The sequence below is a fragment of the Flaviramulus multivorans genome, from assembly GCF_021728415.1.
GTDB classification, from domain to species: Bacteria; Bacteroidota; Bacteroidia; order Flavobacteriales; family Flavobacteriaceae; genus Sabulilitoribacter; species Sabulilitoribacter multivorans.
Map to the genome: position 1 here is coordinate 711,547 of NZ_JAKKDV010000001.1, position 21,544 is coordinate 733,090.

At 32.8% G+C, this 21,544-nt stretch carries 24 protein-coding genes; 20 read left to right on the top strand and 4 right to left on the bottom strand.

What is annotated here, in order from left to right; all coding sequences use genetic code 11:
* Positions 1-34: 34 nt before the first annotated feature.
* Entirely contained in the window at positions 35-1,093 is a 1,059-nt protein-coding gene (locus tag L3X39_RS03155; RefSeq protein ID WP_237230290.1) for a ferredoxin--NADP reductase, read from the bottom strand.
* 138 nt (positions 1,094-1,231) lie between these two features.
* Between L3X39_RS03155 and L3X39_RS03160 the strand changes: the two genes are divergently transcribed.
* The 20 genes from L3X39_RS03160 to L3X39_RS03255 all read left to right on the top strand — a co-directional run bounded on the left by L3X39_RS03160 (position 1,232) and on the right by L3X39_RS03255 (position 19,737).
* The gene (locus L3X39_RS03160) at positions 1,232-1,639 is read left to right on the top strand and encodes a DUF2059 domain-containing protein (protein ID WP_237230291.1); all 408 of its coding nucleotides are present in this window, start codon (positions 1,232-1,234) and stop codon (positions 1,637-1,639) included.
* A gap of 9 nt (positions 1,640-1,648) precedes the next feature.
* Positions 1,649-3,127, top strand: a complete 1,479-nt coding sequence (locus tag L3X39_RS03165) for a DUF5687 family protein (protein ID WP_237230292.1) — start codon at positions 1,649-1,651, stop codon at positions 3,125-3,127.
* Between the two features lie 12 nt (positions 3,128-3,139).
* A complete protein-coding gene (locus L3X39_RS03170) occupies positions 3,140-3,835 on the top strand; it encodes an ABC transporter ATP-binding protein (protein WP_237230293.1) in 696 nt (231 codons plus the stop codon).
* Positions 3,836-3,954: 119 nt separating this feature from the next.
* Entirely contained in the window at positions 3,955-6,519 is a 2,565-nt protein-coding gene (porW, locus tag L3X39_RS03175; protein ID WP_237230294.1) for a type IX secretion system periplasmic lipoprotein PorW/SprE, read from the top strand.
* Between the two features lie 12 nt (positions 6,520-6,531).
* Positions 6,532-6,951: a bactofilin family protein gene (locus L3X39_RS03180; protein ID WP_237230295.1), complete on the top strand. Its 420-nt coding sequence runs from the start codon at positions 6,532-6,534 to the stop codon at positions 6,949-6,951.
* Entirely contained in the window at positions 6,908-7,141 is a 234-nt protein-coding gene (locus L3X39_RS03185) for an AtpZ/AtpI family protein (protein WP_262910950.1), read from the top strand. Before L3X39_RS03180 ends, L3X39_RS03185 begins: the two co-directional genes overlap by 44 nt.
* Entirely contained in the window at positions 7,141-7,527 is a 387-nt protein-coding gene (locus L3X39_RS03190) for a hypothetical protein (protein ID WP_237230297.1), read from the top strand. The genes L3X39_RS03185 and L3X39_RS03190 overlap by 1 nt, the downstream gene beginning before the upstream one ends.
* A 116-nt stretch (positions 7,528-7,643) precedes the next feature.
* The gene (gene atpB / locus L3X39_RS03195) at positions 7,644-8,741 is read left to right on the top strand and encodes a F0F1 ATP synthase subunit A (protein ID WP_237230298.1); all 1,098 of its coding nucleotides are present in this window, start codon (positions 7,644-7,646) and stop codon (positions 8,739-8,741) included.
* Positions 8,742-8,775: 34 nt separating this feature from the next.
* On the top strand, positions 8,776-8,967 hold the full coding sequence (gene atpE, locus L3X39_RS03200; protein WP_102756010.1) for an ATP synthase F0 subunit C: 192 nt from the start codon (positions 8,776-8,778) through the stop codon (positions 8,965-8,967).
* Positions 8,968-9,046: 79 nt separating this feature from the next.
* On the top strand, positions 9,047-9,547 hold the full coding sequence (locus L3X39_RS03205) for a F0F1 ATP synthase subunit B (protein WP_237230640.1): 501 nt from the start codon (positions 9,047-9,049) through the stop codon (positions 9,545-9,547).
* A gap of 16 nt (positions 9,548-9,563) precedes the next feature.
* On the top strand, positions 9,564-10,100 hold the full coding sequence (gene atpH, locus L3X39_RS03210) for an ATP synthase F1 subunit delta (RefSeq protein WP_237230299.1): 537 nt from the start codon (positions 9,564-9,566) through the stop codon (positions 10,098-10,100).
* Positions 10,101-10,127: 27 nt separating this feature from the next.
* Entirely contained in the window at positions 10,128-11,708 is a 1,581-nt protein-coding gene (gene atpA / locus L3X39_RS03215) for a F0F1 ATP synthase subunit alpha (protein ID WP_237230300.1), read from the top strand.
* Positions 11,709-11,794: 86 nt separating this feature from the next.
* On the top strand, positions 11,795-12,655 hold the full coding sequence (gene atpG / locus L3X39_RS03220) for an ATP synthase F1 subunit gamma (RefSeq protein ID WP_237230301.1): 861 nt from the start codon (positions 11,795-11,797) through the stop codon (positions 12,653-12,655).
* A 160-nt stretch (positions 12,656-12,815) separates the two neighbouring features.
* A complete protein-coding gene (locus L3X39_RS03225) occupies positions 12,816-13,325 on the top strand; it encodes a hypothetical protein (RefSeq protein WP_237230302.1) in 510 nt (169 codons plus the stop codon).
* 59 nt (positions 13,326-13,384) lie between these two features.
* Positions 13,385-14,845 carry an oligosaccharide flippase family protein gene (locus tag L3X39_RS03230; protein WP_237230303.1) on the top strand — a complete coding sequence of 487 codons (1,461 nt, stop codon included), beginning with the start codon at positions 13,385-13,387 and terminating at the stop codon, positions 14,843-14,845.
* Between the two features lies 1 nt (position 14,846).
* Positions 14,847-15,281: a dUTP diphosphatase gene (dut, locus tag L3X39_RS03235; RefSeq protein ID WP_237230304.1), complete on the top strand. Its 435-nt coding sequence runs from the start codon at positions 14,847-14,849 to the stop codon at positions 15,279-15,281.
* A gap of 31 nt (positions 15,282-15,312) precedes the next feature.
* A complete protein-coding gene (locus tag L3X39_RS03240; RefSeq protein WP_237230305.1) occupies positions 15,313-16,332 on the top strand; it encodes a sugar phosphate nucleotidyltransferase in 1,020 nt (339 codons plus the stop codon).
* A 68-nt stretch (positions 16,333-16,400) separates the two neighbouring features.
* Positions 16,401-17,741, top strand: coding sequence for a tetratricopeptide repeat protein (locus L3X39_RS03245; RefSeq protein WP_237230306.1), 1,341 nt, complete (start codon positions 16,401-16,403; stop codon positions 17,739-17,741).
* Positions 17,741-18,508, top strand: a complete 768-nt coding sequence (gene lolB1 / locus L3X39_RS03250; RefSeq protein WP_237230307.1) for a lipoprotein insertase outer membrane protein LolB1 — start codon at positions 17,741-17,743, stop codon at positions 18,506-18,508. The genes L3X39_RS03245 and lolB1 overlap by 1 nt, the downstream gene beginning before the upstream one ends.
* On the top strand, positions 18,508-19,737 hold the full coding sequence (locus L3X39_RS03255) for a murein hydrolase activator EnvC family protein (protein WP_237230308.1): 1,230 nt from the start codon (positions 18,508-18,510) through the stop codon (positions 19,735-19,737). Before lolB1 ends, L3X39_RS03255 begins: the two co-directional genes overlap by 1 nt.
* Positions 19,738-19,762: 25 nt before the next feature.
* On the opposite strand, the gene L3X39_RS03260 is transcribed toward L3X39_RS03255, so the two are convergent.
* The 3 genes from L3X39_RS03260 to L3X39_RS03270 all read right to left on the bottom strand — a co-directional run bounded on the left by L3X39_RS03260 (position 19,763) and on the right by L3X39_RS03270 (position 21,543).
* A complete protein-coding gene (locus L3X39_RS03260; protein ID WP_237230309.1) occupies positions 19,763-19,975 on the bottom strand; it encodes a DUF6515 family protein in 213 nt (70 codons plus the stop codon).
* A gap of 52 nt (positions 19,976-20,027) precedes the next feature.
* Positions 20,028-20,537, bottom strand: a complete 510-nt coding sequence (locus L3X39_RS03265) for an acyl-CoA thioesterase (protein WP_237230310.1) — start codon at positions 20,535-20,537, stop codon at positions 20,028-20,030.
* A 70-nt stretch (positions 20,538-20,607) separates the two neighbouring features.
* A complete protein-coding gene (locus tag L3X39_RS03270) occupies positions 20,608-21,543 on the bottom strand; it encodes an HU domain-containing protein (RefSeq protein WP_237230311.1) in 936 nt (311 codons plus the stop codon).
* Position 21,544 lies beyond the last annotated feature (1 nt).

The window sequence follows — 21,544 nt, forward strand, 5'->3', positions numbered from 1 at the left end:
GAAGCTTCTAAAAAAACTAATTCATTTATTATTTTTAGACATCATCATAATCAACAACAATCTCTTGAGTTGTTGGATGAGCTTGACAGGTTAAAATTAAGCCCTCAGCCACTTCGCTTTCTGTTAAAATATTATTTTGCCTCATCGTAGCTCCACCCTCTTTTATGCGTGCTAAACAACTACTGCAAATACCTCCTTGACAAGAATAGGGTGCATCTAAATCTTCATCTAAAGCAGCCTCAAGAATGGTTTGCTTTTGAGACATTTCGAACGTGGTAGTTTCATCATCAACTGTAACAGTAATTTTAGTTTTTCCGCTTGAAACATTTCCAAGCTCCTCAACCTCGTCGACTTTTGATGCTTTAAATAGCTCAAAATGAATTCTATCTTTATCAATTCCGTGTTCGGTTAAAACATCCTTAACGGTATGAATCATGGCTTCTGGACCACAAAGGTAATATGCATCAACTTCGATATGTTTATGCTTGTTTTTCATAACATAATTAACGGTACTTTTTTCAATGCGACCAAAAATAGAGTCGTCTTCATCTTGTTGACTGAACACAAATTGAATTGAAAAACGATCTTTATATGTGTGTTGAAGCTCTAAAAGTTCATTTAAAAACATAGTATCGGTAGTAGATTTATTACCGTAAACCAAAATTACTTTGCTATAAACCTCTTCTTCTAAAGCACATTTTATTATACTTAAAACAGGTGTAATGCCACTACCAGCAGCAAAAAGTGCAATGTTCTTAGTTTTAGAATCGTTGGGTTCAAAAATAAATCGCCCTTTTGGAGAAGCAACTTCAATTGTGTCACCCGCTTGTAATTTAGTATTCGCGTAAGCCGAAAAAGTACCATCGGTAACTTCTTTTATAGCCACTTTAAGTTCACCGCTTTTTGGGGATTCGCAAAGCGAATAATCTCTACGAACCTCAGCACCATCAATAATAGTTTTTAAAGTAATATATTGTCCAGCTTTAAAGGCGAAGGTTTCCTTTAAGTTTTCGGGAACATTAAATGATATGCTTATAGATTTATCGGTTAAACGCTCAATATTTTTTATTGCAAGTTTGTGAAATGATGACATGTAAATTTATTTTTAGCAAAAATAGTGAAGTTGGTTTTCAAATTTTAACTTTGTTTGTAACAATTACCCTAAAAAGTTTACCAACATATTATATTTATCTACAGTAATATTAATACTAACCATTAAAAAGTTTATAACATGAAGAAAATTTTACTCTTAAGTCTCTTTATTTTAGGCGTTTCTACACAAATTCAAGCACAAGACAATTCAGATTTTAAAAAAGAAACCGTTGAGTTTTTAAAACTCACAGGTGCAGGCGATGCTTTTAAAACTGCTATAGAACAAATTGGTGCTATGGTTTCAGAAGAAAACAAAGAAGCTTATATTAAAGAAGCCAATGGAACCTTAGATGGCTTGTATGATAAAATGGCGGAATTATATATGGCAGAATTTACACAAAGTGAAATTCAAGAGTTGGTTGTTTTTTATAATACTGATTTAGGAAAAAAACTGGCAACAAAACAGCTTGGGCTAACTCAAAAAGCCATGATGTTTGGTCAATCTTGGGGAATGGAAGTTCAGGCGATTGCTCAAAAATATAACTAATAACCTGCTATGATAAAACATTTTTTAAGATTAGAATGGAAATCCTTTTTAAGGTCTGCAAGTTTTGGAAAAAGCTTGGGCATAAAAATATTTATGGGCTTTTTGTCTTTGTATTTTATTGCCATGTTTTTAATAATGGGAATAGCACTTTATCCTGGATTAAAGGAAGTTTTTCCTGATAAAGACCCATTACTTATTGTAAATGGCTTATTGTTTTACTGGATATTAGCCGATTTAGTTTTTAGGTTTTTCTTCCAGAAACTTCCAGTAATGAGTGTAAAACCATTATTAACACTACCCATTAAAAGAAGTAAAATTGTAAACTTTGTTTTAGGTAAATCAGCATTATCCTTTTTTAACTTTTTACCGCTCTTTGCTTTTATTCCGTTTGGAATTACCTTAATAACAAAGGGTTACCCAGTTAATTCTGTTTTAATTTGGATGCTAGCTTTGATTTTAACAGTACTAATTATTAATTTTTTAAATTTTATAATAGAAAATTTTTCCTCAGAAACAGAACTTTCCTTTCTCCCTATCATATTACTTACAGGAGGACTATATGCGCTTAATCACTTTAATATTATTTCGTTTAACGAAATTGTTGCAAAAGGGTTTAATGCTATTTATGAGTCGCCCATTTTCATTTTAGTCCCATTACTCATACTTATGGGGTTGTACTTGTTCAATTTTAAATTACTAAGAAGAAAATTATTTTTAGACTCGGGCTTAAAAACTAAAATAAAGGAAGTTAATGCATCCAATTTAGAATGGACAAAAAACTTTGGAGATATTGCACCGTTTTTAAAGCTAGACTTAAAACTTATTTGGCGCAATAAACGAACAAAATCGTCTGTTTGGATGTTGGCAATAGGATTGCTTTATGGATTGTTTTTCTATCCACAACCCACCTATCAAAATTTACCATGGTTTTTCGTATTCATTGGTGTGTTTTCAACGGGTATATTTCTAATTAATTTCGGGCAATTTATTCCAGCGTGGGATAGTGGCTATTACAAGCTACTTATGAGCCAAAATATTAAGTACGAACAGTATTTAAAATCAAAATTTACACTCATGGCAGTAAGTGTGGTAATTCTTTTTGTATTAGGCATTCCCTATGTGTTTTTTGGTTGGAAAATTTTATTGGCACATTTTGCAGCAGCTATTTATAACGTAGGCGTTAATACCCATGTTATTTTATATGGCGGTTCCTTTAATAGAAAGAAGATAGATTTAAGCCAAAAAGCAGCTTTTAACTACCAAGGTACAGGTGCCGTACAATGGCTTATAGGTATTCCGTTGTTGTTACTTCCAATGGGGTTATTTGCCTTATTTTATTTTTTAATAGGTTTTGAAATAGCTTGTTTAATAATGGGATTATTAGGTGTGGTAGGTATTGTATTTCACCAAAAATTGATGAGAATAATTACGGAAAAATATCTAGAATCAAAATATAAAATGATCAATGCTTTTGATCAAAATAACTAACAACATACAATCATGATAATAACATCAAACTTATCAAAAAAATACGGTGGTAATACCGTTTTAAATATAGAATCTTTAGACATCCCAAAAGGACAAAGCTTCGGATTAGTTGGCAACAATGGTGCTGGAAAAACAACGTATTTCAGTTTACTTTTAGACTTAATTCAACCAACAACAGGATATATAAAAAACAACCAGATAAAAGTAAATGAAAGTGAAGACTGGAAACCTTTTACAGCGTCGTTTATTGATGAAAGCTTTTTGATTGGTTATTTAACCGCTGAAGAATACTTTTATTTTATTGGTGAATTGCGTGGACAAAACAAGGCAGATGTAGATAAACTCGTTTCTCAATTTGAAGACTTCTTTCATGGAGAAATATTGGGGCAAAAAAAGTATTTGCGTGATTTAAGTAAAGGAAACCAGAAAAAGGCAGGTATTGTGGCGGCTTTAATAGGAAACCCAGAAGTTATAATTTTGGATGAGCCATTTGCCAACCTAGATCCAACAACGCAAATTCGATTAAAGAGCATTATTAAGGATTTAGCCGAAAAGCAAGGCGTAACGGTTTTAATTTCAAGCCACGATTTATTACATGTAACGGACGTTTGTGAGCGGATTGTTGTGCTAGAGAAAGGAGAAATTGTAAAAGATTTATCAACAAGTACTGCTACTTTAAAAGAATTGGAAGCACATTTTTCAAATTAGTATTTCATCCAAAAGTCATTGCATATTTTAGGTTAATTCAAAAAGATGCTTATTTTTACCACTATATATAATAATAGCAAGAGTTTGCAGTTATTATTTTAGACTAAAAACACCAGCATTTGAGAATATTTACTAAAGCCATACTACTTGTTTTACTAGCTTCTTTTTTGGTTACAAGCTGTTCCAGAAAAAAGGATAAGTTTATTAATCGAAATTTCCACGCTGTTACAGCAGAATTTAATGCGCTTTATAATGGATATAATGCTTTAGAACAAGGCAGAAATAATCTTAACGAGGCGTATTTTGACAATTATTGGGAAGTCTTGCCTATTGAACGTATGCAGGTTTTTGAAGAGATTGTGCTTCCTGGGCAATCTAAAAACGACAATTTTACGAGAGCCGAAGAAAAAGCAACTAAAGCTATTCAGAAGCACAGCATGAATATTGATGGTAAGGAAAAAAATCCTCAAATCGATGAAGCGTATTTACTTTTAGGAAAGGCTCGGTATTTCGATCAGCGTTTTATTCCCGCACTAGAAGCTTTTAACTACATTCTTTACAAATATCCTGCAAGCGATAAAATTAATCAGGCTAAAGTATGGCGCGAAAAAACGAATATCCGGTTGGATAATAACGAGTTAGCCATTAAAAATCTGAAGCGATTACTAAAACAAGAATCACTAGAAGGTCAAGACTTAGCCGATGCAACGTCTATTTTGGCTCAAGCTTATTTAAACACAAAATCTATTGATACAGCAATAACTCAACTGGAAATTGCATCAAATGCCACAAAAAGCAATGATGAACGTGGTCGCTATCGCTTTATTCAAGGGCAATTGTACAATGAACTGGGTTATAAAGACAGCGCAAATATTGCATTTGATAAAGTAATTGAACTTAACAGAAAAACACCTCGAATTTATTTAATAACAGCGCATCTCGAAAAAATTAAAAACTTCGATTACGAAAACGGAAACAAATTAGAAGCCACAGAACTACTCACAGAATTAGAAGAAAACAGAGAAAACCGCCCCTTTTTAGATAAAATATATCATCAAATAGGAACATTTCATTTAAATAATAGTTCTGATTCTTTAGCAGTTGCGTATTACAATAAGTCTTTACGAACCAACTCAGTAGACAAATTCTTGAAAGCAAAAAATTATGAAATTTTAGGCGATATGAATTTTGATGCTTCTTTGTATGCTGAAGCTGGAAAATATTATGATAGCACAATGAGTAACTTAGTGCTTAACTCAAAGCCTTACCGTGTAATTAAGCGGAAAAGAGATAATCTAGAAGATGTTATTTATTATGAAGCCATTGCAAAAACAAACGATAGTATTTTAGATTTAATAAACCTTTCAGAGCCTGAACGTATTGCTTATTTTGAGAGTTTTGTTGAAGATTTAAAGGCCAAAGCCGAGGAAGAAAAAGAAAAGCAAGAAGCTGCTGAACGAAATAGTGGATTAGCTACGGTAAACAATACTATTGGAGGGCAAGGACCAAGAATAGGCGCTCCTAATCAGTCAGCAGTGTTTTATTTTTATAACCCTACAACGGTAGCTTACGGTAAAAATGAGTTTATAAAAATTTGGGGAGATAGAACCTTAGAAGATGATTGGAGATGGTCTAGTAAAGGTATCTCAGGAGTTATAGATAACACAGCAAATTCTACCGATAACTTAATTGCCTCAGCATCTGATGAGGAAAAATTCGATCCGCAATTTTATATATCCAAAATCCCTTCAACAGAAAAAGAAATTGATAGCATTTCAAAGGATAGAAATTACGCTTATTACCAATTAGGGTTAATTTATAAAGAGAAATTTAAAGAATACGGATTGGCTAAAAGAAAGCTTCAAAACTTGCTAAAGAGTAATCCGGAGGAACGGTTAATTTTACCATCTAAGTACAATTTGTATAGAATATATGAGCTTTTAGGAGAAAATGATGAGGCTACGATTGCTAAAAACGAAATTGTTTCAAAATACCCCAATTCTAGGTATGCAACTATTTTGAACAACCCTGATTTAGTTTCGGATAAAGATGAAAACAGTCCAGAAAGTTTATACGAAGCGTTATACCTTCTGCATGAAAACCAAGAATATGCTGAGGTTATTTCTAAAAGTGAAGATTATATAAATAGATTTGATGGAGAACCCATCGTCCCAAAATTCGAATTATTAAAAGCAACTGCGTTAGGTCGCTTAAATGGATACGAAGCTTATAGTAAAGCTATAAACTATCTTGCTATTACTTATGCTAATACCCTAGAAGGTAAGCAAGCACAGAATATTGAAACTAATTTGTTGCCAAAATTAGCAAGTACAGATTTTGTGGCTGAAAGTGATAGTATTTCTAACCATTATAAAGTAGTGTTTCAATTTAAAAACTCTGAACCGGAGAAGATTGCTGAGTTTCAAAAAACCTTAGATACTGTTTTAAAAAATATAAAATACTATAAATTATCATCGTCAAAAGATGTTTATAATAAAGACATTAGTTTTGTAATTGTACATGGGTTAAAAACGGGAACGGTTGCTAGAACATTTGATCAATTACTAACAAAAGAAGACAAGAAAAAAATAAAAACCCCATATTTTGTAGTAACATCTACAAATTATCAAATTATTCAAATTCATAAAAATTTGGATGCTTATTTGAATCTAAATAACAATTAAACTTAACGTATTATGTTCTCTGAAAACAAAAAAGACAAACAAATGGTAGAAGGTACATCAAACCAAAATCTTATTGCCCAAGGCACTAAGATGGTAGGCGATTTTAATAGCGAAGGCGATTTTAGAATTGACGGAATTATTGAAGGTAACGTAAAAACTACAGGAAAAGTGGTGCTTGGTAAATCGGGACTAATAAAAGGTACTCTACAAGGCACTGATGCTTATTTTGAGGGAAAATTTTCAGGTAAACTAGCACTATCGGGTACATTAACCTTAAAAGCATCGGCACATGTTGAAGGGGAAGTAGTTGCTGGTAAACTGGCCGTAGAACCTGGAGCCACATTCAATGTAACTTGCGTAATGAAAGGCGCAGTAAAAGAAATGAATAATGGCGGACAAACAAGAAAACCAGAAGCCGAAAAAACAGCTTAAAAACGTAGCAATACTCACGGGAATTGGGATTCAAATGGGAGTAACCATTTACCTGTTTGTGCTTATAGGCAAGTGGCTAGACACCAATTATAATGATGGCAATAAACTCTACATTATCATTATGACGTTACTTGGTGTTGGCATTTCCTTATATGCTGTTCTTAAACAAGTCAATCGAATAAAATATTAATGAAAAACCCATTTTTCAGTTTTACCTTAAAAACTACTATTATCCTGTGTATTGTTTTTGGAGTTCATCTAGGTGTTTTGCATTTATTACAGATACCGTTATTCGAAAACAAGATTGTTTTATCCTATATAGTAAATCTGGTTTTAGTCATTGTTATTTTCGGAGCACTTTATCTGCTTAAAAAAAAGTATAAAAGCCAATTAGGATTTTTATTTTTAGCAGGAAGTTTTTTAAAATTCATTGTTTTTTTCATCCTCTTCTACCCTTACTATAAAATTGATAATGAAATAACTAGACTAGAATTTGCAGCCTTTTTTATTCCTTATGCAGTTGGTTTAGTTTTAGAATCTGTAAGCTTGAGTAAATGGCTAAATAAACTCCAATAACACCATTAATTATTGACATTAAAATAATAGATGAAATAAAAGGCAAAATTGTTTTTGTTTTTGAGATAAAAACATACCTTTGCAGCGATTTTTAAGCCACTATTATTTAGAGTGATATGCGAAGAAAAATATCTTTAAAACCAATTACACTATTACTACTTTTAACAACCTTTGTTTCTTTTGGAAAAGAACAAGAAGGTCACGGTGAACAAAAAACCGGAAAAGCTACTGAGTCTGAAGTAAAAGCATATATTCAACACCATTTAAAAGATTCTTACGATTTTAACTTGTTTTCATATACAACAGATGCAGGTGAAGAAAAACATGTTGGGTTTCCGTTACCAGTAATTTTATGGGATAATGGGTTAAAGGTGTTTTCATCATCAAAGTTCCATCATGGAAAAACGATTGCAGAAGTTGGAGGGGATTACTATAAATTACATCATTCAAAAATTTATAAAGTGGATGGTCCAAATGGAGAGATCATAGAAGATGAGAACCATCACGCTATAAATGATAAACCATTAGATTTTTCAATTACCAAAAATGTTACCATGATATTTATGGTTTTTGCTATTATGTTTTTCATGTTTAGCCGAATGGCAAAATCTTATAAAAAGAATAATGGTATGCCAAAAGGGATGGGACGTTTCTTAGAGCCTATTGTACTTTATGTTCGTGATGAAATTGCAATTCCTAACATTGGTGAGAAGCATTACAAGAGATATATGAGTTATTTGTTAACCGTATTTTTCTTTGTTTGGATAGTGAACCTTTTTGGGTTAACTCCTATAGGAATGAACGTAACTAACAATATTGCAGTTACATTATGTTTAGCGCTTATTACTTATTTTATCACTACGTTTTCTGGAAACAAAAATTACTGGAAACATATTTTTTGGATGCCTGGAGTTCCGGTACCAATGAAAATTATTTTGGCACCAATAGAATTATTGGGTACCATTATTAAGCCATTTGCTTTAATGATTCGTTTGTATGCAAACATCACTGCAGGCCACGTGGTATTAATGAGTATTATAGGAATGATATTCTTATTCCAAAACTGGATAGGTAGTTCGTTGTCATTCTTATTAGCTTTTGTTTTGGCTATTCTAGAGTTGCTAGTAGCAGCTTTACAAGCATATATTTTTACCGTGCTTTCAGCATTATACTTCGGTATGGCCGTTGAAGAACATCATGATGAAGCACATTAATAAATCGAATGTTTAATTAATTAATATATATATTATGGAAATTCCAGCTATCGTAGGTGCAGGTTTAGTAGTAATTGGAGCAGGTATTGGTATTGGTAGAATCGGTGGTTCTGCTATGGAAGCAATCGCTCGTCAACCTGAAGCTACAGGAAAAATTCAAACAGCTATGCTTATTGCAGCAGCTTTGATTGAAGGTATTGGATTTGCTGCTTTATTTGCAGTGTAAGACAAATAAGAGAAACAGCTATAACGGTTGGTTATAGCTGTTCTTTTAAATTAAACATAAGGTTTTAGAAATATAAATTATTATGAAATTATTTGAAGACTTTTCATTAGGGTTATTTGTTTGGCAAGCTGTATTATTTATAGCACTAATTCTTTTATTAAAGAAATTTGCTTGGAAACCCATTTTAGATTCTGTTAATGATAGAGAAGAGGGGATTAAAAACGCATTAGATTCTGCTGAAAAAGCAAAATTAGAGATGCAAAACCTTCAAGCTGATAACCAAAAACTTTTACAAGAAGCTAGAGCAGAACGTGAAGCTATGTTGAAAGAAGCGCGTGATATCAAAAATAAAATGATTGAAGATGCTAAAGGAGAAGCCCAAGAACAAGCAAATAAGTTGATTCAGCAAGCACAAGCCGCAATAGAAAGCGAAAAGAAAGCAGCTATATCTGAATTAAAATCTCAAGTAGCAAACTTATCAATTGATATTGCAGAAAAAGTAGTGCGTCAAGAACTATCTAACAAAGACAAGCAACTAAAACTAGTTGAATCTATGTTAGGTGAAGCTAAATTAAACTAATATAACTAGTAGTAGTATGTCAGGAGCAAGAGCAGCAATACGTTACGCAAAAGCGGTGTTAAGTTTAGCATCAGATCAAAAAACAGCAGATGCTGTAAATAATGATATGTTGCAAATAGCTAAAACTATTGCAGACAGTAAGGACTTAAACGAGATGCTTCAAAGCCCTGTAGTACCTTCTTCAGTTAAAAAATCTGTTTTGTTAGAGGTTTTTAAAAAATCTGATAAAACAACATTAAGCTTAATAGACACTTTAATTAGTAATAACAGGATTAGTATTTTAGGTGATGTTGCACTTAAGTATAATCAATTATTTGATAAATCTAAAGGTATTGAGCTTGCTACGGTTACCACGGCGGTGGCGTTAACAGCAGATTTAGAGAAGAAAGTTTTAGCAAAAGCTAAAGAGCTTACAGGAAAGAATATTGAAGTAAAAAATATTATAGACGAAAGCATATTAGGTGGTTTCATTTTGCGAATTGGAGATGTCCAGTATAACGCAAGTGTTGCAAATCAACTAAACAAATTAAAAAGAGAATTTACATTAAACTAAGATATTTATATCTAAATAAATAATAAGATGGCAGAAGTAAAACCAGCTGAAATATCAGCAATCTTAAAAAAACAACTTTCAGGTTTTGAAGCAAGTGCTTCATTAGATGAAGTAGGAACTGTATTAACTGTGGGTGATGGTATTGTACGCGCTTACGGATTGGCTAACGCTCAATATGGTGAGCTAGTAGAGTTTGAGGGTGGACTAGAAGGTATTGTACTTAACCTTGAAGAAGATAATGTTGGTATTGTATTGTTAGGAGCTTCGGTAGGAGTTAGAGAAGGTTCAACCGTAAAACGTACTGGACGTATTGCTTCTATCAATGTAGGTGAAGGTATTGTTGGTCGAGTTGTAGATACTTTAGGAAACCCAATAGATGGAAAAGGTCCTATATCTGGAAAGACATACGAAATGCCTTTAGAGCGCAAAGCTCCTGGTGTTATTTTCCGTGAGCCAGTAACCGAGCCATTACAAACTGGTATCAAATCTATTGATGCGATGATACCTGTAGGTCGTGGACAACGGGAGTTGGTAATTGGCGATCGTCAAACTGGAAAAACTACCGTTTGTATTGATACCATCTTAAATCAAAAAGAATTTTACGATGCAGGTGAGCCTGTATATTGTATATATGTTGCTGTAGGTCAAAAAGCATCTACTGTAGCAAACATTGCTAAAACATTAGAAGACAGAGGCGCTTTAGCCTATACGACTATTGTTGCAGCGAATGCTTCAGATCCTGCTCCAATGCAAGTATACGCGCCAATGGCGGGTGCCGCAATTGGTGAATACTTTAGAGATACAGGTCGTCCAGCATTAATCATTTATGACGATTTATCGAAACAAGCTGTTGCATACCGTGAGGTATCTTTATTATTACGTCGTCCACCAGGACGTGAGGCCTATCCAGGTGACGTTTTCTACTTACACTCGCGTTTATTAGAGCGTTCTGCAAAAGTGATTAACGATGATGAAATTGCTAAGGATATGAACGATTTACCAGATTCATTAAAACCATTAGTGAAAGGTGGCGGTTCGTTGACAGCTTTACCAATTATTGAAACTCAAGCGGGTGACGTATCAGCATATATTCCAACAAACGTAATTTCTATTACAGATGGACAGATCTTCTTAGATGGAGATTTATTTAACTCTGGTGTTCGTCCAGCAATTAACGTGGGTATTTCGGTATCTCGTGTTGGTGGTAACGCACAGATTAAATCTATGAAAAAAGTTGCAGGTACATTAAAATTAGATCAAGCACAATATCGTGAGTTAGAAGCATTCGCGAAGTTTGGTTCTGACTTAGATGCGGTTACTTTGAATGTAATTGAAAAAGGAAAACGTAACGTTGAGATTTTAAAACAAGCTCAAAACGATCCGTTTACAGTTGAAGACCAAATTGCTATTATTTATGCAGGGTCTAAAAACTTATTAAGAGATGTTCCTGTTGAAAAGGTAAAAGAATTTGAAAGAGATTTCATTGAATTCTTAAAGGCAAAACATGCAGGTGTATTAAGCACATTAAAAGCAGGAAAATTAACTGATGAAGTTACAGATACATTAACAGCTGTAGCTAAAGATTTATCAGGGAAATATAGAGCTTAAAACTCGAAGTTTAAAATTAATGTCACTCTGAGTACAGTCTGTGCTGAGCGCAGTCGAAGTATCGAAGAGTCTTTATAAATTAAAGAATGGCAAACTTAAAAGAAATACGTAATAGAATATCATCGGTATCTTCAACGATGCAGATTACCAGTGCCATGAAAATGGTATCTGCTGCAAAATTAAAGAAAGCTCAAGATGCTATTACTGCAATGCGACCTTATGCTGATAAATTAACTGAGCTTTTACAAAGCCTAAGTGCCACTTTGGATGCTGATTCTGGAAGTAAGTTTTCTACTCAGCGTGAGGTAAAAAAGGTTTTAATCGTTGCGATTACTTCAAATAGAGGGTTGGCAGGAGCATTTAATTCAAACATCATAAAAGAAGTAAATAAACTTACTTCTGAAACTTATGCAAATCAAGAAGTATCGTATCTGGCAATAGGAAAAAAAGCTAACGATGCATTTAAGAAAACTAAAAGAGTTATTGCTAATAAAAGTGAAGTTTTTGACGACTTAACGTTTGATAATGTTGCAGAAATTGCTCAACTTTTAATGGATAAGTTTGTTGCTGGGGAGTTTGATAAAATTGAAATAGTTTACAACAGATTTAAAAACGCAGCAACACAAATAGTAACTACTGAACAGTTTTTACCAATTGTGCCGATTGAAGGAGAAATAGCTAACAATATGGATTATATTTTTGAACCATCAAAAGTAGAAATTGTTGAGCAATTAATTCCTAAATCTTTAAAAACTCAGTTATATAAAGGTATAAGAGATTCTTTTGCAAGTGAACACGGGGCTCGAATGACAGCAATGCATAAAGCAACTGATAACGCAACAGAACTTAGAGATCAACTTAAATTAACTTATAATAAAGCGCGTCAAGCAGCTATTACTAACGAAATTTTAGAAATTGTTGGTGGTGCGGAAGCACTTAATAATTAAACGAAGCTAAATTATTCAAACAGTAGCGGCCTTTAATAATAGAGTATCATGCTGAACTTGTTTCAGTCTAATCAAATAAATATCAAGCCTCACTTTTAGTGAGGCTTTTTTTATGGCATCAATTTTGAAATTGTATATTTATAATATTTAAAACCTAGTAATGAAGCTTCTAAAACAAACACTTTTAATATTTTTAATAGCTATTTTGATGATGAGTTTCTCTCAATGCGCTAGTAAGCCAAAATTGGAGAAAGGAGCTCCATTAGAATTAGGAAACGTTTATTTTAGCGAGTGGGTAGCAGGTGCAAGATATGGTGGGTCTGGAATTAACTTGTTTATTCCAATGCAGTCTAGTTTAAATAATATTCAATTAGATACTGTATATTTTAGAGGTAAACAAGCCAAATTGGAACGTATAAATGACACACTTTGTGTCGGTCGTTTTGAAACAGATAAAAATAAACCTCTGGATATTATAATGAGCAATGAGCCCTATGGAGAATACGGTAATAATGCACCTAAAATTCCTGAGAAAATTCCGTTTGAATTAAAAGAAGACGAATGTGCTGTTAGCTATAAAAATGGTAGTAAAACCAAGTTCTTTAAGATTACCAATATCGTTAAAAAACAGGATGAAGAAACCTTATTTCCTGCAAGTAAACCGCAATAACTAATCTTTTGGTTTACGTTTGGTAAAAACGTATTTTTAGCGGAATTAAAAACTATTCTTTGAGCGGACTCAAAACATTATTTAAACAAACTTTTATTTATGGATTAGCCACGGTGCTACCAAGAATGTTAAGCTTTTTATTGGTTCGATTGCATACCGATGATAGTGTTCTAAAATCAGTGGCTGACTATGGTGATGTTTCCTTAATATTCTCTTACTTCGTTTTATTTAATGTCATTTTAGCCTATGGCATGGAAACCGCATTTTTTAGGTTTTTTAATAAAGAGGATGATAAGGCTAAGGTTGTTGGAACTTCTACTATTTCTTTAATTGTAACATCACTATTGTTTTTTGCTTTGGCTTTACTTTTTCAAGATAAAATCGCCAATGCTATCGATATAAAAGCAGAATACATTAACCTAGTTATTTGGATTTTACTTTTAGATGCTTTGGTCATCATTCCGTTTGCATGGTTAAGAGCAAATGCGAAACCCTTAAAATATGCGATTATTAAAATACTAAACGTAGTAATCAACCTAGGATTAAATCTGTTTTTGCTATTGTGGCTAAAAGGATTAGCGTCAGAGGTATCAATATTTGAATCTATTTACAAACCCAATTTTGAAATCAACTATATTTTTATAGCAAATTTAGTAGCTAGTGCTGTTACTTTATTGTTGATGCTATCGTTTTATTTCAAAGTAAAATACACATTTAATAAAAGACTATGGAGGCAAATGATGCGATATGCATTTCCCGTTTTAATCGCTGGGGTAGCCTTTTCTATAAATGAAACTTTTGATCGAATTTTATTAGATAAACTATTGCCTGAGAATATAGCTAAAACCGATATAGGGATGTATTCTGCTTGTTACAAACTAGCCCTGTTTATGACACTGTTCGCGACAGCATATCGATTAGGAATTGAGCCGTTCTTTTTTAGTCATGCTAAAACGGAAAACCCTCAAAAAAATTATGCACGAATATTAGAATACTTTGTGATTTTTGGTTCGCTAATATTGCTTACAGTAGTCGTTTTTGCAGACATATTAAAAGTTGTTTTTATTGGTGATGAGGCTTACTGGAAAGCCATGTGGGTTGTCCCTATTATTTTGTTGGCAAATTTCTGTTTAGGCATTTACCACAACCTTTCTGTATGGTACAAAATAACAGATAAGACAAAATTTGGCGCCTATATATCAGTATTTGGCGCTATATTAACTTTAGCACTTAACTTTTGGCTCATTCCAATAATCAGCTATAAAGGGTCTGCCATTGCAACATTAAGTGCTTACGCAAGTATGATGTTATTATCTTATTATTTTGGGAGAAAATATTATCCAATTCCGTATAATTTGAAAAAAATAGCACTGTATTTAATGGGTTCAATAGCATTTTCAATGTTGTCATTTTATCGATTTAGAGGGGATTATACTATAGGAATCTCAATGTTAATTGTATTTTTGGGCATCATTTATTTTTCTGAGAGACATCAAATTAAACAATTGTTAAAAAGGTAATATGAAAATTAAAATCATAAATAAATCCAATCACGAATTACCGCATTATGAAACCATTGCTTCCGCAGGAATGGATTTACGTGCTAACATATCAGAATCAAGGGTTTTAAAGCCACTAGAGCGCAGTATTGTAGGCACAGGACTATTTATTGAGCTTCCTGTGGGTATTGAGGCTCAAGTACGCCCGAGAAGTGGCTTAGCGGCTAAAAAAGGCATTACAGTGCTAAATGCACCAGGAACTATTGATGCCGATTATAGAGGCGAAATAGGCGTGATATTAGTAAACTTGTCCAATGAAGATTTTACCATTCAAAATGGAGAGCGTATTGCGCAATTAGTAATTGCGAAGCATGAGCGCGCTGAATGGGTTGAATCTCAAGAATTATCAGAAACTTCAAGAGGAGAAGGCGGATTTGGGAGCACTGGTGTCAAATAAATCAATATATAAACGAATCAACTTTTAAAAAATGAAAATTATAGTCCCAATGGCAGGTCGTGGTTCACGTCTTCGCCCACATAGTTTAACTGTACCAAAACCTTTAATTCCAGTTGCTGGACAACCTATTGTTCACCGATTGGTAAAAGATATTGCTAAAGTTTTAAAACAACCTATTGAAGAAATAGCTTTTGTTTTAGGTGATCCCGCATGGTTTGGTGATGAAGTTGTATCTAGTTTACAAAACTTAGCAAAAAGTTTAGGTGCTAAAGCGTCTATTTATCGTCAAGATTTGCCTTTAGGAACTGGTCATGCTATCATGTGTGCAAAACCATCACTTTCGGGTCCAGCAGTTATTGCTTATGCCGATACTTTAATTAGAGCAGAATTTGATTTAGATGATAAAGCTGATAGCGTTATTTGGACTAAAAAAGTGGATAACCCTGAAGCTTATGGAGTAGTTAAATTAAATGATAAAGAAGAAATTATTGAATTGGTTGAAAAACCTAAAACGTTTGTAAGCGATCAAGCCGTAATTGGGATTTACTACTTTAAGGATGTGGCTGTTTTAAAAGAAAAATTACAAGAAATTCTTGACGAAAACGTTACAAATGGAGGGGAATACCAAATTAATGATGGTATTAAGCGTATGATGGCTGATGGTAAAGTATTTAAAACAGGAACGGTTGATGAGTGGATGGACTGTGGAAATAAAGCCATTACTATTGAAACCAATCAACGCATGTTAGGCTTTTTAAAAGCAGATGGCGAGGAGCAATTAGTGGCTTCTTCGGCTAAATTAGAAAATTCAAAAATTATCGAACCTTGCTACATTGGCGAAAATGTGGTCCTAAAAAATACGACTGTTGGGCCTTTCGTTTCTATCGGGAATGATACTGTTGTTGAAAATTCAATAGTTAAAAATAGCTTAATACAAACGCATACAATCATTAAAAATGCTAATTTAGATAATGCAATGATAGGTAATCACGTAAATTATAATGGTGATTTTAAAAGTGTTAGTATTGGTGATTATTCCGTATTGGAATAATTTAAAAATTTGGAATACAATTTGAGAGTTATTTGTCATTCCGAACTTATTCGAAGCCTCATGGTGATATGAAAAAACAAACCTACATTCTACTTATTTTTATTGGAAGCTTAATATTTCCAAAGATACATCATGCTCAAAATGACGATTTAGGGAATAATGAGGATAAGTTCCAAGAGTTTTTTTATGAAGCTTTAAAACAAAAAGGGATTGAAAACTACGACCGCTCGGTTGAAGCACTTTTAAAGTGTATTGATATAGATAACTCAGTACCCGTATTATATTTTGAGCTAGGAAAAAATTATAATCAACTTAAAAATTTTGGTGCTGCTGAAGATGCCTTAAAAAAGGCAGTTGATAAAGACCCAGATAACGAATGGTTTTTGGATGAATTATATGGATTTTATGTATCCCAAAATGATTATGACAAAGCAATAAAGGCAGTTAAACAACTTGTAAAATACCACCCTGATTATAAAGAAGATTTAGCTTCACTTTATGTGAGAGTTGAAAAATACGATGATGCTTTGGAGATTTTAGATGAGCTAGATGATGCGTTTGGAATTTCTATTTCGCGGGATATAATGCGAAATAGAATTTATGAAGTTACCGGTCGCAAAAAAGATCAAATTAAGAACCTTGAAGAACGTGTTGAAAATAATCCTGATAAAGAATCAAACTATTTAGCACTTATTTATCGATATAGCGAAAACAATGAAAAAGACAAAGCCTTTGAAACCGCAAAAGAGCTTTTAAAAATAAATCCTAATTCGCAGTTGGTTCATCTGGCACTTTACAAGTTTTATTTAGATGAAGATAATGCTGAAAAAGCTATTGAGTCTATGAAAATAGTAGTTAATAGCTCAGAAATTAAACCCGAAGCAAAACTTAAAGTTTTAACCGATTTTGTTCAATTTGTTGGTAATAACCCTCAATATGAAGCCGATTTAGTTGAGGCAACCTCTATGGTAAGCGACTCTAACAACAGTAAAACTCTTATAGAATTAGGTCAATATCATTTAGCAAAAAACAATAAGGAAAAGGCTTTAGAATATTATGAAACGGCGCATCAATTAGAACCAGATAATTTTGGCGTGTTACGAAATGTAATGCTTTTATATTTAGATTTAAAAAAGTACAATCTTGTCAATGACAAAAGCGCTGAAGTATTGGAGAAATATCCGTCTCAACCTTTATTTTATTTAATAAATGGTGTAGCATTAAACGAATTAAATCAACCAAAAAAGGCACTGGTATCGCTAGAAACAGGTTTAGATTACATCATAGAAGACCCAAAAATGGAAGCTGATTTTTACAACCAGTTAAGTAAGGCATATACCCTATTAAACAATACTGTTAAAGCAAAAGCGTTTACAGATAAAGCAAAACAAATAGAAACTTCAAATTAATGAACATACGAGCCCTATTTATTTTAACCGTATTAACAGCTTTAGTATATAATTGTAAATCTGCTAAAACTATTAACAGCGGCGAAGCCAATTATAAGTTATCCACTAAGCAATTAATAAAAGAAAACGCAAAACAAACCCCAAACTATAATACGTTACAATCTAAGCTAAAAATAACATTAGAGCAAAACGGTAAATCCCAAACACATACCGTAAACTTTAGAGCTAAGAAGGATGAAATGCTCTGGATAAACGCTTCTTTTTCAGTGATTAGAGCCCTGGTGACTCCAGAAAAGGTTAGTTTTTATAATAAGTTGGACAACACTTATTTCGATGGTGATTATAAGTATTTGAGCAACTTATTAGGAACTGAATTAGATTTTCAAAAGGTGCAAAATTTATTAATTGGCGAAGCTATTTTCAATTTAAAAGATGATGATTATAAAGCTTCAGTTGATGAAGGTTCGTATGTTGTTCAACCTAAAAAGCAACGCGAATTGTTTGAAATATTCTTTTTATTAGATCCATCACATTTTAAAGTAAAATCACAACAGATTACACAACCAAAACAACACAGACATTTGCAAGTAGACTATTTATCACATCAAAATGTTGATAAGCAAATCTTACCTGAACTAATAAAAGTAATAGCTGTTGAGAACAATGAGGAAGTTATTCTAAATTTAGAATTTAAAAATATTTCTTTAAACGAAGATTTAAGATTTCCTTTTAAAATACCATCTGGTTTTAAAGAAATAGAACTTTAATGATTCCTTTTAAAAACGCATATAAGATTCTTTTTCTGCTCAGTTTTTTGCTTTGCAGCACATTGATTTTTTCTCAGAATAATAAGCAAAAAGAGCTTGAAACGCGCCGTCAGGAATTGCGCAGAGAGATTCAAAAAATTAATGAATTACGAGCGGAAAATAAATCAAAGGAAAAGTCACAAGTATCGCTTATTGAAGATTTTAATTATAAAATAAGAGTATTATCTAATTTAATAAAAGTTACTAATCAACAAGCTAATTTATTAACGCGTCAAATAAATTCTAACCAGAAAAAGATAACCAGTTTACGAGACGAGTTAAAAGAATTAAAAGAAGCTTATGCGGCAATGATTGTTAAGTCTTATAAAAGTAAAAACCAACAGAGTAGGATTATGTTTTTATTGTCGTCAAACAATTTTAAGCAAGCCTATAAGAGACTACAATATATCAAGCAATATTCCGATCATCAAAAACAACAAGGTGAAACTATAAAAGCAAAAACTTTAGAATTACAAGAAGTAAATAGCGACTTGTTAAAGCAACAAGAATCAAAGAAAAAGTTAATTGCTGAGAATAGAGAGATTCAAAAATCATTGGAAAAAGAGCGAAGTGAACATGAGAGGTTAATGAAGTCAATCAAACAAAACTTGTCATTATATGCTTCACAAATTAAGCAGAAGCAAAGGGAAGTTGATAGAATAGATGCCGAAATAGATCGAATTATTAAGGCAGCCATTGCAAGCTCTAATAGAAAAGCAGGAAAAAGTGAAAATTCAACCACGTTTGCATTAACTCCAGAAGAGAAAGTCCTTGCTTCCAATTTCGTTTCGAATAAAGGAAAACTACCTTGGCCTGTAGAAAAAGGAATTGTAAGGTTAGGTTATGGTACTCAAAAATCTAATATTGATAATAGCTTAATTATAAAAAGTAATGGAGTTAGAATTGCTACTGAAAAAGGCGCTAAAGTTATGGTGGTATTTGATGGTGAGGTAAGTGAAATCATTAGAATGAAAAACACAAATCCAATGGTAATGGTCCGTCATGGTAGTTATGTAACTTTGTATAAAAACTTATCGAAAGTTTATGTAAAAAAAGGTGACAAAATTACTACGAAGCAAATTATAGGGGAAGTTGCAACAAATAACTATTCAGGTGAAACTATTTTAAGTTTTACCATATCTAAAGGCTCGGACTTTGAAGATCCAGCAAGTTGGATTTACAGAATGTAAATATTTTTAGATATGTTGAACTTATTTACAAACGTGTAATAACGTATCCGTTTCTTGTTTTTCTGTAATGATTTCCATTCCAAAAGTAGTAACGTTTTCCTTTTACTTTAACAATTTTGTAATTTGCAGGACGTGTTTTTACAACCGTTACAGCAGATGGTCTAGTAACAACTCTTGTTGCACATGATGACAAACTAAGCATCATTAAAAATGCGAAAAATAAAATAATAGGTCTCATAGTTTTAAAATTTGGTTCTACTATAAGACTACGTGAATTAAAAAAGGTTTAATTATTCAAACAAAGCTTTTAATTCGCTAGCTTCACTTGGTTTTATTTTTCCAGCTAAAAGTAAACTCAATTGTTTTCTGCGTAAAGCAGCATCAAAGCGTTGTTTTTCTAAATCGGTTTCAGGAATTACTTCAGGCACTACAATAGGTCTCCCAGTCTCATCAACCGCCACAAACGTATAAATAGCTTCATTTGCTTTTGTTTTATTACCCGACTCGCGGTCTTCAATCCAAACATCAATAAACACTTCCATTGAGGTTTTAAAAGCACGAGACACCTTTGCCTCAACGGTTACAACACTACCTAACGGAACAGCTCTATTAAAAGCCACATGGTTAACCGAGGCTGTAACTACAATACGTCTGCTGTGGCGTCTTGCAGCAATACTAGCAGCTCTATCCATACGAGCTAAAAGTTCGCCACCAAATAAATTATTTAAAGGATTTGTTTCACCAGGTAAGACCATATCGGTCATAATCGTTCTAGATTGTTCGGGTGTTTTTGCTTTCATCAGGTTTTGTTTAATGATGTGGCAAAGGTAAAACGATTTTAGGATTTAGAAGGAAAAATTTACTAGCTAATTAGTTTAATTTCTTAACCAACAACCAAGCATCTTTATTATGCGTTTTCTTGATGTTTCTTAACGCCTTTAATGCTTCCAATCGGTCTTCATAACTTGCATAAACAACCTCGTGCAAACCGTATTTATTAACACCAATTTTTCTTGCGCTAAAACCATCAGCTTTTAGTTGAGCAATTTTTTTATCACTATTTTCTTCAACTCTAAAAGCCCCAGCAACAATATGATAATTGCCTGATTGTTTAGTAACATTTAATGTAATTGCAGGTAGCGGATTTAAATTAAAAGTAGCTTGCTGTATTTTAGTATCAAGTTGTTGAGCCGCTTCCTCTTGTGCTAATTGATTATGTTGCTCAATTTGGTTTACATAAAAATTAGAAGCAACTAATCCTCCCAAGGTTAATGCTATTAATGCCACAGCAGCATATTTTAAATAAGGTCTTGCTTTGCGCTTTTCAGGAGTAACAGCAATTGGTATTACTTTTTCAATAGTCTCAACCGTTTCTTTATAAACTTCTCGATTAACAGAGGGCGATACAAATTGAGACAAACCGAAAGAATCGGTTAAATAATTAAGATGGTATGAAGGCTCAAACAAGATTTTACCTTCTTTATTAAAAACAATTTCGCCTATATTTTTAAAGGTTAGGGTTTCACCTTGGGTTAAATAAGACTTAAGTATTTTGACTCGTTTAGCAATTTTTTTATTGGCTGTTTCAAAAGGAATTTTTTCTACATCCGCTATGTAATGTGCTAATAAGCCATCATTTTTTTGAATTTGCTCATTAAATGAAACCATTTTTTTTGGCGCATAAAAAGTGTTAGAAGCTCCATCAATGGTGGCTGATGTGTTTTGTGTTAAAAAAGCACCAAAATCAGGTATGGTAACACATTCATATCGGTATAATAAATCGCTTATATAGGTTTCTAATTGCATA

Coding starts and splice junctions, on each gene's coding strand:
- L3X39_RS03155 (WP_237230290.1), bottom strand. CDS start 1,093: ATGTCATCATTTCACAAACTTGCAATAAAAAATATTGAGCGTTTAACC.
- L3X39_RS03160 (WP_237230291.1), top strand. CDS start 1,232: ATGAAGAAAATTTTACTCTTAAGTCTCTTTATTTTAGGCGTTTCTACA.
- L3X39_RS03165 (WP_237230292.1), top strand. CDS start 1,649: ATGATAAAACATTTTTTAAGATTAGAATGGAAATCCTTTTTAAGGTCT.
- L3X39_RS03170 (WP_237230293.1), top strand. CDS start 3,140: ATGATAATAACATCAAACTTATCAAAAAAATACGGTGGTAATACCGTT.
- L3X39_RS03180 (WP_237230295.1), top strand. CDS start 6,532: ATGTTCTCTGAAAACAAAAAAGACAAACAAATGGTAGAAGGTACATCA.
- L3X39_RS03185 (WP_262910950.1), top strand. CDS start 6,908: ATGGCGGACAAACAAGAAAACCAGAAGCCGAAAAAACAGCTTAAAAAC.
- L3X39_RS03190 (WP_237230297.1), top strand. CDS start 7,141: ATGAAAAACCCATTTTTCAGTTTTACCTTAAAAACTACTATTATCCTG.
- atpB (WP_237230298.1), top strand. CDS start 7,644: ATGCGAAGAAAAATATCTTTAAAACCAATTACACTATTACTACTTTTA.
- atpE (WP_102756010.1), top strand. CDS start 8,776: ATGGAAATTCCAGCTATCGTAGGTGCAGGTTTAGTAGTAATTGGAGCA.
- atpH (WP_237230299.1), top strand. CDS start 9,564: ATGTCAGGAGCAAGAGCAGCAATACGTTACGCAAAAGCGGTGTTAAGT.
- atpA (WP_237230300.1), top strand. CDS start 10,128: ATGGCAGAAGTAAAACCAGCTGAAATATCAGCAATCTTAAAAAAACAA.
- atpG (WP_237230301.1), top strand. CDS start 11,795: ATGGCAAACTTAAAAGAAATACGTAATAGAATATCATCGGTATCTTCA.
- L3X39_RS03225 (WP_237230302.1), top strand. CDS start 12,816: ATGAAGCTTCTAAAACAAACACTTTTAATATTTTTAATAGCTATTTTG.
- dut (WP_237230304.1), top strand. CDS start 14,847: ATGAAAATTAAAATCATAAATAAATCCAATCACGAATTACCGCATTAT.
- L3X39_RS03240 (WP_237230305.1), top strand. CDS start 15,313: ATGAAAATTATAGTCCCAATGGCAGGTCGTGGTTCACGTCTTCGCCCA.
- L3X39_RS03245 (WP_237230306.1), top strand. CDS start 16,401: ATGAAAAAACAAACCTACATTCTACTTATTTTTATTGGAAGCTTAATA.
- lolB1 (WP_237230307.1), top strand. CDS start 17,741: ATGAACATACGAGCCCTATTTATTTTAACCGTATTAACAGCTTTAGTA.
- L3X39_RS03255 (WP_237230308.1), top strand. CDS start 18,508: ATGATTCCTTTTAAAAACGCATATAAGATTCTTTTTCTGCTCAGTTTT.
- L3X39_RS03260 (WP_237230309.1), bottom strand. CDS start 19,975: ATGAGACCTATTATTTTATTTTTCGCATTTTTAATGATGCTTAGTTTG.
- L3X39_RS03265 (WP_237230310.1), bottom strand. CDS start 20,537: ATGAAAGCAAAAACACCCGAACAATCTAGAACGATTATGACCGATATG.
- L3X39_RS03270 (WP_237230311.1), bottom strand. CDS start 21,543: ATGCAATTAGAAACCTATATAAGCGATTTATTATACCGATATGAATGT.